Raw genomic sequence first — 13,045 nt, 5'->3', positions numbered from 1 at the left:
GACATCGGCTCCTGAAAGATCATCGCGATGTCGCGGCCGATAATCGTCCGCTTCTGCTTCGGCGTCATCGACAGCATGTCCTGGCCGTCAAACTCCATGACGTCGGCAGTTACCGTGGCTGTGGGCGGCAGCAATCCCATCACCGCCAGCATCGACACCGATTTGCCAGACCCGCTCTCGCCCACGATGGCCAGAACCTCGCCTCTGTCGACATGCACGTCGATCCCGTCCACGGCTGTGAAACTGCCGGTGGCGGTGGCGAATTTGACCGTCAGGTTCTTGATGTTCAAAAGCGCCATACCGTCAACTCCGCTTCAGCTTGGGATCGAGCGCATCGCGCAGCCCGTCGCCCATGAGGTTGATCGCCAGCACCGAAATCAGGATGGCGAGACCGGGGAACGTGACAACCCACCACGCGCGCAGGATGAATTCGCGCGCCTCTGCCAGCATCGTGCCCCATTCCGGCGAGGGCGGTTGCGCGCCCATGCCCAGAAACCCCAAGGCGGCGGAATCGAGCACCGCCGAGGAAAACGACAATGTGGCCTGCACGATCAGCGGCCCAAGGCAATTGGGCAGGATCGTCTTGAACATCAGGCGCAAATTGCCCGCCCCCGCCACGCGGGCAGCGGTGACATATTCCCGCTTCATCTCGGACATGACGGCCGCGCGGGTCAGACGCGCGAAATGCGGCTGATAGACAATCGCGATGGCGATCATCGCATTGGTCAGCCCCGGCCCCAGCACCGCCACCAGCACAAGCGCCAGAAGGAGCGAGGGAAAGGCCAGGATGACATCCATCATCCGCATGATGACATTGTCGATCCAGCCACCAAAGAACCCCGCCAAGAGCCCGATGATGATCCCCCCCACGAGCGCGATGGACACCACGACAATGCCGATAAAGAGCGAATATTGCGCCCCAAAGATCAGGCGCGAGAGCATGTCGCGTCCGACCGCATCGGTGCCAAGCAGGAATTGCGCGTTACCACCTTCGGCCCAAACCGGGGGAACGAGTAACGCCTCGCGGTATTGCGCGGTGGGGTCATGTGGGGCTAGCACGCTGGCAAAAACCGCCGTCAGCACCAAGAGGACAAAGACCACCAGCCCGACAACCGCGCCGCGGTTCTGGCTGAAATAGAACCAGAACTCGGCCAGCATGCGACGGCGGATCGCCGCGTTGGACAGTTTCACCGGGGCGGCAAGGTTGGATGTATCGCTCATTTCACACGAATCCTCGGGTTGATGAGGCCATAGGTCAGATCGACCAGCAGGTTGACGATCATCACGAGCGCCGCGATGAGCAGAAGGCCGGATTGCACCACCGGATAATCACGGCGCGAGATGGAATCGATCATCCATTTGCCGATGCCGGGCCATGAAAAGATGGTTTCAGTCAGGATGGCCCCCGCCATCAGAACCCCGATTTGAAGGCCAATGGTCGTGACCACCGGCACCATCGCATTGCGCAGCGCATGGATGCCGATGACGCGGTATTGCGGCATGCCCTTGGCGCGGGCGGTGCGGACATAGTCCTCACCCATCACTTCGAGCATGGCCGAGCGGGTCTGGCGGGCGATAACCGCAAGCGGGATCGTGGCCAGCACCAGCGACGGCAGGATGAGATGGCTCAGCGCCGAGGTGAACGCTCCCTTTTGCCCCGAGAGCAAGCTGTCGATCAGCATGAAGCCGGTCACGTTGGGGAAATAGTAAAGCAGGCTGATACGCCCCGACACGGGCGTCCAGCCAAGGATGCCTGAGAAAAAGATGATGAGCAGCAACCCCCACCAGAAAATCGGCATGGAAAAGCCCACGAGCGCAAGCGTCATGGATATCTGATCGAACCAGCTCCCGCGCTTGATGGCGGCAAACACGCCCACCGTGACGCCGATCACCGTGGCGATGATGATGGCGCAAAGGCCAAGTTCGACGGTCGCGGGAAACAGGGCCAAGAATTCGTCCAGCACGGGTTTCTTGGTCACAAGCGAATTGCCCATGTCCCCCTGCAAGAGCCGCGCTAGGAAATCGAAATACTGGAACACGATGGGTTGATCATAGCCCAGTTGTGCGCTGAGTTCCGCGTGCCGTTCCGGGGTCACACCCCGCTCGCCCGCCATCAAGAGCACCGGATCACCCGGCAGGATACGCACGAAACTGAAGGCGATGATGGTGATCCCGATAAAGGTCGGGATCAGGTAGAGAAGCTTGGACAGGATGAATCGGATCATGCGCCGCTTTCCTTTGAAAACGCGCGAGGGCTATGCCCCCGCGCGTTCGGTTTCAGATCAAGGCGATCCGTTTATTCGGCAATGTCGACGGTCTCGAAGGTGAAGTCACCCAAGGGGCTCATTACAAAGCCTGACACCTTGTTCGACATCGGCACATACTGGGTCGAATGCGCGATGGTGAACCACGGGGCCTGATCCTTGAAGATCACCTGCGCCTGCTCATAGAGCGCCGTCCGCTCTGCCGGATCGGCGGTGATTTTGGCATCCTTGAGCAGCTTGGAAAACTCCTCGTTGCACCAGAAGGCACGGTTGGCACCGCCTTCACCAGCGGAATCGCAGGACAAGAGCACCGACAGGAAGTTGTCGGGATCACCATTGTCCCCGGTCCAGCCCAGCATCACCGCACCGTCACGCCCTGCTTCCATCGACTTTTGCAGATACTCGCCCCACTCATAGGACACGATCTCGACCTTGACGCCGACTTTGGAGAGGTCTTCCTGCATCAACTCGGCCGAGCGGCGGGCATTGGGCATATACGGGCGCTGCACCGGCATGGCCCAGATTTTCATCGAGAGGTCGGTCACGCCCTCTTCTTCGAGCATCTTCTTGGAGGCCTCGGGATCATAGGGATCATCAACGATGGACTCGTTGTAGGACCACATGGTCGGCGGGATCGGGTTCTTGGCGGGGGCAGCCGCCCCCTGGAACACCGCCTCGACGATAGCATCCTTGTTGATCGCCATGTTCAGCGCCTTGCGGACGCGGGCGTTGTCAAATGGCGCAACGGTGGTGTTATAGGCCAGATAGCCCACATTCAGACCGGCCTGCTCATCCAGTTTGAGGTTGGGATCAGCCTTGATCGTCTCGATATCAGCCGGTGCCGGATAGGGCATCAGGTGGCATTCACCCGCCTTGAGCTTTTGCAGGCGCACGGCAGCGTCGGGGGTGATGGCAAAGACCAGATCGTCAATGATCGCGCCTTCACCCCAATAATCGGCGTTCTTGGTGTAGCGGATCACCGCGTCCTTTTGATAGGCCACAAATTTGAACGGGCCGGTGCCGATGGGCAGGTTGTTCAAATCTTCCTTGGTGCCTGCGGCGTCGAGCGCATCGGCATATTCCTTGGACACGATCGAGGCGAAAGGCATCGCGATATTGGCAAGGAACGGTGCCTCGGGCTGGTTCAGGGTGAACTTGACTGTGTAGTCGTCGATCTTTTCGATGGATTTGATCAGTTCGGGCATCGCCATCGAAGTGTAATATTCATAGGTCACACCGGCGATATACTGGTGCCACGGATGGTCGGCAGAGCCCTGACGCTCGTAGGAAAAGATCACGTCATCGGCGTTGAAATCGCGGGTGGGCGTGAACTTCTCATTGGAGTGCCATTTGACGCCTTCGCGCAGATGGAAGGTGTATTCGGTGCCATCCTCGGACACGTCCCAGCTTGTTGCGAGGCCCGGCTCGACCTCGGTCGTGCCTTTCTTGAACTCAGTCAGACGGTTGTAGATCGGATGCGCCGAGGCGTCGAAGGTGCCGCCTGCGGTAAAGGGCGCAGGGTCAAACCCCTCGGGCGAGGCTTCGGAGCAATAGACAAAGGTTTTGGCCTCGGACATCGTAGCGCTAAGTGCCAATGCCGAAGCGCAGAGCAGTAAGTGTTTCACGTAAGGTCTCCTTGTTGGATTTGGTAAGATTGCGCCGGTTGTCCCGGCTGGTGCCCGAGCGGTAGAACGCGATGCCGCTTAGGGGATGTCGGGTTTTGTTGTATCCGTCCCGGTGCGCGGCACGTAGGACGACGGCGTCGCGCCATGCAGCATCTTGCCGGTCCAGAGCAGACGCGCCCAAGTGTCGCTGGCGTTGGACCAGGAATGCGGATGCTGGCCCAGATAATGCATGCTGTCCCCGGCGCGGAGCAGGAACTGTTGCCCGTTGACCACTTGCAAAATCTCACCGTCGAGCACGAAGATCAGCTCTTCACCGGAATGTTGCACAGTCTCGGACTCATAGGCAGGCGGGACATTGAGAATGAACGACGTCAGCTCATGCCCCGGAAATTCCGCCCCGATCTGTTCATAGATGATCGAGGTGCCGGAAATGGAAAACTGCGGGCGCGTGGCCGCGCGGGTGACGCTATCCGCTTGTCGCGGCGTGGCAATGAAATGGTCGATGCTGACATCAAGCGCGGCCGCGATTTCGGCCAGCGTGCCCAAGGTCGGCACGGCATTGTCACGTTCGATCTGGCTGAGATAGCTCACCGACACTCCACATCCGTTGCTGAGATCCTGCAAGGTCATCGACATGAGTTGCCTGCGTTTTCGTATGCGACGCCCCAGGGCGAGCGGCGCTCCGGCAGGTGTATTGGTCATCGGCGTCCTTGGGTCAGAAGTCGTTTCTTGGCCCCTACCTCAGACGAATTGCAAAGCCATTGCAACAAAAATTTTTGCGCACTGAAAATTTTTTGCCACCGAATCGGACCTATGACGCAATACAGCCTTGGGTTGACGCCAATCGGATCAGCCAGGCACCGGGCGCACCAGCAGATCGCGCGGCATGTCCGAGAAAACCTCTGCCCCCTCCGGCCGCAGGATCACGATTTCCTCGAGCCGGAGACCAAAGCGACCCTCAAGATAGATGCCCGGCTCGATGGAAAACACGTTACCCTCGCACAGCGGCGTCTCGGAGGTTGCTGTGATATACGGCGGCTCGTGAATGTCGATGCCAAGACCGTGGCCGGTGCGGTGCAAGAAGCGGTCGCCATAGCCGGCGGCGGCAATCACATCGCGCGCCGCCTTGTCGACATCGCGCGCCAAGGCGCCGGGGCGCGCCGCTGCAAGTGCTGCGCGAACAGCCTGATCAACCACGGCAAACACCTCTGTGCAGGTGGCATCAGGCGTGCCGAAATAGCCACAGCGAGTCATATCGGAGGGGTAGCCATTCAGGCGGCAGCCGGTATCGAGCAATACGGGCATGTCGCGCTCCAGCCGCGTCGCGCCGGGGGTGTGGTGCGGAAACGCCCCCGACGGGCCAAAACAGACCGAGCAGAATTCCAGCGTGGCACCATGCGCCCCATAGAAATCCTGAATGAATTGCACGAGGTCACGCTCGGTCATCCCTTCGCGGAGCGCGTCAAAGGCGGCTTGCACAGCTTGGTCATTGAGCAGATGCGCAGCCTTGATCGCGTCGAACTCGGCGGCATCCTTGCAGGCACGCAGCGCGCCGACTGTATCTTCGGTGAACCGGCGGGCCGGAGTGTCCAGTTGGTCGAGCAGCAAAAGCGCGAAATCCGTGCGCATGGTTTCATCCAGCACCACCGACAGACCGGGGCGCGTGGCGTTGCAGGCGTGCAGCACCTCGCGCAGCGCCGCATTCGGCCCCTCGTCATCGCGCCACATGTGAAACGGCAGATCGGTCGATTGCCGCGCCGAGGCGGAATTGAGCGAGGGCATGAGAAACCCGGCATAATCCCGACTGATCAAGAGCATCACGGGCCGCTCATCGCCATGGGGATGCACGCCAGAGAGCCACGCCATATGGCTCGACGGGCCGAGAGCCACCAGATCCGTGCCGGTGGCCTCCATACGGGCGCGTAGGGCAGCAAGGCGGGACTGGGCGAGGGGAAAGGCGGTCATTGCGGCTCCTGCCGGTTGAATAAGGAGGCAGAGGAAGGAAGCGCCGGGCGAATGGCGGAGAATCACCTCTGATCATCGCGACAATAGAAGACAATCCGGGGCCTCACACCCCTGTTCTCGGGGCAATCCTGTTGAGAAGAATTGCGCATCGTCGCGAAAATCCGAAGCCGCAGCCAATGCACCCGGCTGGCGCTCAAGACTCGGAAACAGAGACGCATTACCTTTCCTCAGAGCGACAGGCGGAGCATCTCATACAGGGCGCTCGTGCCACGCACGATACATTCAAGCGGACAGCGGATGCGGAAATGATCCTCGCTCGCCCCTGTGATCAGATCCGTGAACCGCTCTCCGGCAATCTCGCCAATGCTGCGGGCGGGGATGCGGACCGTGGTCAGACCCGGCTCCATCTCGGCAGAGCCTTTGAAATCGCCGATACCAGTCACCGAAATATCCTGAGGCACGCGCAACCCACAGCTTTGCGCGCCATAGATCACACCTTGGGCAATCACATCATTGCCGCACAAGAGCGCGGTCGGGCGATGCGCCCGGCGCAAGAGGTCCTGCGCCACCTGTTTGGCCTGCGCTATGCTATAGGGGGCCTCCCATTGCCAATCCTCAATCAAAGGAACGCCCGCAGCCAACAGTCGGTCACGCGCGCCCGAGAGGCGGGCACTGGCCCGGTCATTCCCATCCGGGCGCGGAAAGACCAGCCCGATGTCGCGATGCCCCAGCCCAAGCAGATGATCGGCAGCGATGCGCCCCGCCTCGTGATTGTCCGCCCCGACACAAGGCAACAGCGAGTCGGGCGCATAATTCCAGAGCGCCATCGCGGGCGTCCCCTGCTGCTCCAATAGCCGAAGGCTGGCGTCCGCATGTTCCAACCCAACCAACGCAATGCCATCCACCCGATGCTCCATCAGCTTGCGCATCATCGCATATTCGCGGTCGAGGTCATAGGAATGCGACGCGATGAGCAGAGTAAAACCGGCCCGGTCGATGGAATCGGAAAAGGACTGGATCACTTCGGCAAAAATCGCATGGTCGATGGTCGGCACGATCAAACCGATGGTGGCGTTGCGCCGCCCATGCATCGACTGAGCGGCGCGATTGCGGATATACCCCAGCTTTTCGACCGCGCGGGTAATACGTTTACGTGTGGCGGGGCTGACCAGACCGGGATGATTGAAACTACGCGACACCGTTGAAGGTGACACGCGCGCAGCCTTTGCCACAGCCACAATATCAACCTTTTCATTAAACTTATCAGACACCTAAACCGCAATTCCAGAGGTTTTATGAAAACATTTGCATTACTATTTTCATCACTTACCGTAAAAGATCAACCGGCGTTTTCACCGGGGACCGCAACGGGAGGGGCGCGTTGGACTTCATCTACTACTTCGGAGAGGTGTTCACGCCGATGGCCTTCATGCTGCTTGTGGGCGGCACGATCGGCGGGTTGATCCTGGGGGCAACGCCCGGCCTCTCGCCAACAATGGCGGTCGCCCTTCTCATCCCCTTCACCTTTCGACTTGAGCCGGCGCATGGCCTGATCCTGCTGGGGGCGGCCTATACCTCGACGGTCGCAGGCGGCGCGGTCAGTGCGATCCTGCTCAAGATCCCCGGCGCGCCTGCCAATATTGCGACCACACTCGATGGGCATGCCATGGCCTTGCAGGGGCGTGGGGCAGAGGCGCTGCAACTGTCGTTCCTGTCCTCGGCCGCGGGGGGTGTTTTTGGTGTTCTGCTGTTGATCTTCCTCACGCCGATGCTGGCGAAATGGGCGCTTGCGTTTGGTCCGTCGCATCTCTTCTGGCTGGCCATTCTGGGCGTGACGGTGATCGGCACCCTAGATACCAATTCCGTGGTCAAGGGTCTCTTGTCCGGCTGCATGGGCATGTGGCTGGCGACCGTCGGCTTTGACGATATCATGGGCGCGCAGCGCTTTATCGTTCATCCCGCGCTGGCGGGCGGAGTTAGCATCGTGCCCGCGCTGATCGGCCTCTTTGCCATCCCGCAAGTGCTGGCGATGTTCGCGCGTGGGCGTCAGCCGGTCGGCAGCGATGTCATTGCGGTTCAAAAGCACCCCATCGGCCGCGCAATGCGCGAGATGATCCGCCGCTGGCGCGCGCTCAGCATCGGCACGGCCATCGGTTCGATCATCGGCCTCATTCCGGGCATCGGGGGACAGATTGCCGGGCTGGTCGCCTATGATCAGGCCAAGAAATTCAGCCCCGAGCGGCAAAAATTCGGCAAGGGCCATTCCGAGGGCGTGATCGCCGCGGAAAGCGCCAACAACGCCATGGTCGGCCCCTCTCTGGTGCCGCTCCTGACCCTCTCGGTGCCCGGCAGCCCGACCGCGGCGGTACTCTTGGGTGGCTTGCTGATCCACGGAATATTCCCCGGCAGCGATCTCTTTGACAATCACCCGGACGTGGCCTGGACCTTTATCAACTCGATGCTGATCGGTCAGATTTTGATGTGCATCTTTGGCCTCTATGTGGCTGGTCTGGCCGCGCGTGTGGCGCAGGTGCCGCAATCGGTCATGGCGGCGGTGGTGCTGGGGCTTGCGGTGTTCGGCTCTTACTCGGTTCAGAACTCGATGGGCGATGTCTATGTCATGGCCGCCTTGGGCATCGGAATGTTCTTTCTGGAACGCTTCGGGTTTACCGCTGCGCCGCTCGTGCTGGGTCTCATCCTCGGGCCGATTGCCGAGGCGAATTTCACCCAAGGGTCGATGATCGCCGACGCCACCGATGGGCGGTTCAGCTATTTCTTTGGCGGCACCCTGAATATGGTCTTGATCTTGATCGTGATTGCCTCGGTGGCCTATTCGGCCTGGATGGAAATCCGCCAACGGCGACAGGACCGCGCCGATGAGGCCGAGGAGGCGCAGGCATGAGACAATGGCAGCATGTCATCCCCTCCGGGGCCATCGCGGCCCTTGGTCTCTGGGTCTGCTACGTCAGCTTTACGCAACAACCGGCACAGGCGTTCCTGTTTCCGCGGCTGATTTCCAGCGTCTTTGTCGTGCTGGCGCTCTGGACGTTTGGCAGGGCGCTCCTCGGCCTGTCGCGGGCTGGCACCGGGATTGGCCGCACGATGTTTCTCAACATTCTGCCGGGGCTGATCGTGGCGGTGATCTACATCTTTTGGGCGGCAGAGGCGCTCGGCTTCTACAGCGGCAGCGCACTCGCGTTTTTCGCGCTGCTCAGCCTTTATGATCCCGCGTCCCACGGCGAGGTCAAAAGCTGGGTTCGTCGCATCGTGATCACGGTCGGGTTCATCCTCGTGATGTATCTGCTCTTTGCCAAACTGCTCAGCGTATTCACGCCACGCGGCCTCTTTTTCTAAGACCGCCGGAGCGATCCGGACATTCAAAAACCAAGGGAGGAGAAGACCATGACCAAGATACTCAGAGGGCTGGCAACGGCCCTTATGCTCGCGGCGGCCCCCGCTGTTGCGCAGGACTATCCGGACCGCCCCGTGATGATGATGGTCAGCTATGGCGCGGGCGGCGCCACTGATTTTCAGGCGCGGATCGTAACCATGACCGCAGGCAATGAGGACGCACTGGGCCAGCCGATTGCCATCATCAACAAGCCCGGTGCAGGTGGGCGCGTCGGCTGGAACTGGCTGGCGACACAAGCCGAGGCGGATGGCTATGCCCTTGGCGTCTACAACATCCCTCATTTTATCGCCCAGTCGATTGAGGGTGGCGTCGAATATGGCATCGACAGCTTTGAACCGATTGCAAATTGGGGGGCCGACCCTGCGGTCTTCATCGTGGGCGCAGATAGTGAATTCAACTCGATGCAGGATGTGGTGGCGTGGGCCAAGGAGAACCCCGGCAAGCTGACCTTTTCGGGGGCGGGCCTGTTCGTCGGGCACCATATCGCGGCACTCCAACTCGAAGCCGCCGCCGAGGTCAAGCTGGCCTATATCCCCAACAATTCCGGTGGCGCGGGTGCGATGAAGGCTGTGATCGCCGGTGAGGTGATGGGCGGCGTCAACAACCTCTCGGACGCCTATCGCGCCGCGAACGCAGGCAGCGTCAAGATTCTGGGGGTATTCGACACCGAACGCAGCACGTTCCTGCCCGATGTGCCAACCTTGCAAGAGGCGGGCTATGACATCGACAATTCGAGCGTGAATTATCGCGGCATCATGGTCCCCAAAGGCACGCCGCAAGAGGTGATAGACAAGCTGGCAGCGGTGATGCCCGCCATGTTCGCCGATCCGAATGTCGCCAAACAGATGGAAGCGGGCGGATCGCCCATGAAGGTCATGACCCGTGACGAGGTGATCGAAATGTGGGCCGCCCGTCAGAAAACCCTCGAAAAGCTCTTGGCTGGGCTTTGACCGCGAGACACGATTTGCACGGCAGGGCGGCATCTGCGCCGCCCTGCAACCACCCCGATGAGGATTGAGACATGAGCGTTGAAGGTGATACTGCCGCTGTCGAAGACGTCATGGCGCGGGCGCGAACTGCGCAACGGGCCTATGAGGCGGGCGGTTCACAAGAGCGCTATGACCGGGCGGCGCAGGCGGTGGCTTGGGCGATCATGGAACCTGCCCGCAACCGTGCCTTGGCGGAACTCTCGGTCGCGACCACCGGCATTGGCAATGTGCCGGACAAGATCACCAAGAACCACCGCAAGACCCTTGGTCTTATGCGCGATATCGCAGAGGCCAAGACATTCGGCGTGATCCGTGACGACCCCCCCACCGGCATCACCGAAATCGCGCGTCCCATCGGGGTGATTGGCGCTGTGGTGCCTTCAACCAACCCCGGCGCAACACCCGCCAACAATATCATCAACGCGCTCAAATGCGGCAATGCCATCGTGCTCTCGCCCTCGCCCAAGGGGGTGCCAACCTGCGCGCGCTTGCTCGAGCATATCCATGCCGAATTCGCCAAAATCGGCGTTGATCCCGATCTGGTGCAGATGGTGCCCGCGCCGGGCTCCAAGGCCAAGACGCAGCGCATGCTGGAATTGTCCGATCTGGTCGTCGTCACCGGCAGTCAGGACAATGTGCGCCGCGCCTATACCTGTGGCACGCCCGCGATAGGCGTGGGCGCAGGCAATGTGACCGTGATCGTCGATGAGACCGCCGATCTGGCCGCCGCCGCCGCCAAGATCGCAGCCTCCAAAACCTTTGACAACGCGACCTCCTGCTCTTCGGAAAATGCGGTCGTCGTGGTGGACGCGGTCTATGACGCCTTTGTCGCGGCATTGGCACGCGAAGGCGGCGCACTGGTTCCCGAGGCGGACTCTGCGGATATCGTGGCGCGACTTTGGCCCGACGGCCATCTCAACCGCGCGGTGATTGCACAGGATGCAGACCGCATGATCGAGGCTCTTGGCCTCTCGGGGCGGGTGCCGCAGGGAACCCGCTTTGTCGCGGTGGAAACGCGCGGTATCGGACCGGAGCATCCGCTCTCAGGCGAAAAATTGAGCCTCGTGCTGGCGCTCTATCGAGCCTCGGATTTCGCGGACGCGACCGGGATCGTCGCGCGTATCCTTACCCATCAAGGGGCCGGTCATTCCGTTGGTCTGCACAGCACCCAAGATGACCGCGCGCGCCAATTGGGGGCGACGCTGCCCACCTGCCGGGTGATCGTCAATCAGGCGCATTGCTTTGCAACCGGTGGTGCTTTCAACAACGGTATGCCCTTTTCGCTGTCGATGGGCTGTGGAAGCTGGGGCGGCAATTCCATCGACGACAACCTCAACTGGCGGCATTTCCTTCAAACAACCAAGATCGTGCGGGAAATTCCCCCCCGAGAGCCGACGCTCGACGAGATTTTCGGTGAGTATTGGCAGGTAGCCGGACAATGAAGCTAAGCCGCGACACGCCCCCCGAAGGCACGCTGCGGGACTGGGTCGACGCCCGCGCCGAGACGGGGGGCCCGGCCATGTCCTTCCCCGACGAGGGCACGGCCATCGACTGGCCCGAGTTGCGCGCCCGCGCTCGCGCCATCGCCGGACGACTGACTGCGCAGGGCATCGCCAAAGGCGAGAGCGTGGCGATCCTGCAACCCAACGGACAGGCTGCGGTCGAGGCGATCTATGGTGCCCTCTACGGCGGGTTTCGTGCCACCATGATCAACCTTGTCGCTGGGACAGAGGCGATCGGCTACGCGCTCGACCATTCGGGGGCGCGCGTGGCGCTCGTACACCCATCCCAACAGGCGGTATTCCAGAGCGTCAATCCGGGCGGGCGCATTGCCCTCCTCAGCATGACCGAGGGCGCGCCGGACACCCCCCTGCATCCGGTCAAACCCAGTGACCATGCGCTGCTCATGTATACCTCGGGCACGACCGGGCGACCCAAGGGGGTTGTCCACACCCAAGCCAGCCTCTTGGCGGGGGGATGGACCACGGCCATCGCCCATGATCTCACGCCCAAGGACACGGGGCTTTGTGTCTTGCCCATCTATCATATCAACGGCCTTTGCGTGTCTGTCATGGGCTCGCTCGTGTCGGGGGGACAATTGGCGATGTGTGCGCGGTTTTCCGCAAGCCGGTTCTGGGCGCAGGCCGCCGAAACAGGGGCCACATGGTTTTCGGTCGTGCCGACCATCGTGTCGCATCTGCTCCACGGGGAAACGCGACCAGACCCCGAGACACGGGCACGGCTGCGGTTTGGGCGATGTGCCTCATCCCCCCTGCCAGTCGAGGTGCATTCGGCCTTTGAAGCGCGGTTTGATGTGCCGATCATAGAAACTATGGGCCTGACCGAGACCGCCGCACAGATCCTCTCGAATCCGCTGCCGCCCGACACGCGGAAAATCGGCTCGCCGGGCATCGCTTATGGCAACCGGGTCGAGGTGGCCGGGCCGGACATGCGCCCATTGCCCCCCGGCGTAGAAGGCGAAATCATCGTCAAGGGCCCCAACGTGATGCTCGAATACCTGCGCAACCCCGAGGCCACGCGCGACAGTTTCACCGCCGATGGTTGGCTGCGCACGGGCGATCTGGGGCGCAAGGACGCGGAGGGGTATTTCTATGTCACCGGACGCCTCAAGGAGTTGATCATCAAAGGTGGCGAGAACATCGCCCCGCGTGAAATCGACGAGGTGCTCTATGCGCATCCCGATGTGGTCGAGGCCGCAGCCTTTGCCCGCCCCTGCCCGCATTATGGCGAGCGGGTCGAGGCGGCGGTTGCGGTCATACCGGGATCGAC

The 13,045-nt window shown here is 61.3% G+C and carries 12 protein-coding genes; 5 read left to right on the top strand and 7 right to left on the bottom strand.

All coding sequences use genetic code 11. The features are described 5' to 3' along the window. The 7 genes from KBT70_RS04770 to KBT70_RS04740 form a co-directional block, all read right to left on the bottom strand. Positions 1 to 299, bottom strand: a 299-nt coding sequence (locus KBT70_RS04770) for an ATP-binding cassette domain-containing protein (RefSeq protein WP_296629383.1), incomplete at its 3' end; no start/stop codon positions are given. A gap of 4 nt (positions 300 to 303) precedes the next feature. Then, entirely contained in the window at positions 304 to 1,221 is a 918-nt protein-coding gene (locus tag KBT70_RS04765) for an ABC transporter permease subunit (protein WP_296629382.1), read from the bottom strand. Next, a complete protein-coding gene (locus KBT70_RS04760) occupies positions 1,218 to 2,225 on the bottom strand; it encodes an ABC transporter permease subunit (RefSeq protein ID WP_296629381.1) in 1,008 nt (335 codons plus the stop codon). The genes KBT70_RS04765 and KBT70_RS04760 overlap by 4 nt, the downstream gene beginning before the upstream one ends. A gap of 71 nt (positions 2,226 to 2,296) precedes the next feature. Continuing rightward, positions 2,297 to 3,841 carry an ABC transporter substrate-binding protein gene (locus KBT70_RS04755; RefSeq protein ID WP_296629384.1) on the bottom strand — a complete coding sequence of 515 codons (1,545 nt, stop codon included), beginning with the start codon at positions 3,839 to 3,841 and terminating at the stop codon, positions 2,297 to 2,299. A gap of 126 nt (positions 3,842 to 3,967) precedes the next feature. After that, positions 3,968 to 4,591 carry a cupin domain-containing protein gene (locus tag KBT70_RS04750; protein ID WP_296629380.1) on the bottom strand — a complete coding sequence of 208 codons (624 nt, stop codon included), beginning with the start codon at positions 4,589 to 4,591 and terminating at the stop codon, positions 3,968 to 3,970. A 147-nt stretch (positions 4,592 to 4,738) separates the two neighbouring features. Then, positions 4,739 to 5,854 (bottom strand): Xaa-Pro peptidase family protein, encoded by a 1,116-nt coding sequence (locus KBT70_RS04745; RefSeq protein WP_296629379.1) that lies wholly within the window; start codon positions 5,852 to 5,854, stop codon positions 4,739 to 4,741. 227 nt (positions 5,855 to 6,081) lie between these two features. Continuing rightward, positions 6,082 to 7,125 carry a LacI family DNA-binding transcriptional regulator gene (locus tag KBT70_RS04740; RefSeq protein WP_296629378.1) on the bottom strand — a complete coding sequence of 348 codons (1,044 nt, stop codon included), beginning with the start codon at positions 7,123 to 7,125 and terminating at the stop codon, positions 6,082 to 6,084. Between the two features lie 110 nt (positions 7,126 to 7,235). On the opposite strand from KBT70_RS04740, the gene KBT70_RS04735 reads away from it, so the two are divergent. The 5 genes from KBT70_RS04735 to KBT70_RS04715 form a co-directional block, all read left to right on the top strand. Further along, the gene (locus KBT70_RS04735; RefSeq protein ID WP_296629377.1) at positions 7,236 to 8,756 is read left to right on the top strand and encodes a tripartite tricarboxylate transporter permease; all 1,521 of its coding nucleotides are present in this window, start codon (positions 7,236 to 7,238) and stop codon (positions 8,754 to 8,756) included. Beyond that, positions 8,753 to 9,208, top strand: coding sequence for a tripartite tricarboxylate transporter TctB family protein (locus KBT70_RS04730; protein WP_296629376.1), 456 nt, complete (start codon positions 8,753 to 8,755; stop codon positions 9,206 to 9,208). The genes KBT70_RS04735 and KBT70_RS04730 overlap by 4 nt, the downstream gene beginning before the upstream one ends. 48 nt (positions 9,209 to 9,256) lie before the next feature. Next, positions 9,257 to 10,216, top strand: a complete 960-nt coding sequence (locus tag KBT70_RS04725; protein ID WP_296629375.1) for a tripartite tricarboxylate transporter substrate binding protein — start codon at positions 9,257 to 9,259, stop codon at positions 10,214 to 10,216. A gap of 71 nt (positions 10,217 to 10,287) precedes the next feature. After that, positions 10,288 to 11,697, top strand: a complete 1,410-nt coding sequence (locus KBT70_RS04720; protein ID WP_296629374.1) for an aldehyde dehydrogenase family protein — start codon at positions 10,288 to 10,290, stop codon at positions 11,695 to 11,697. After that, on the top strand, positions 11,694 to 13,045 hold a 1,352-nt coding region (locus tag KBT70_RS04715; protein WP_296629373.1), incomplete at its 3' end, for an AMP-binding protein. The genes KBT70_RS04720 and KBT70_RS04715, both read left to right, overlap by 4 nt.

Source organism: Roseovarius sp. (genome assembly GCF_018066915.1).
Taxonomy (GTDB): domain Bacteria; phylum Pseudomonadota; class Alphaproteobacteria; order Rhodobacterales; family Rhodobacteraceae; genus Roseovarius.
This window is presented reverse-complemented; position numbering and strand designations above follow the sequence as displayed.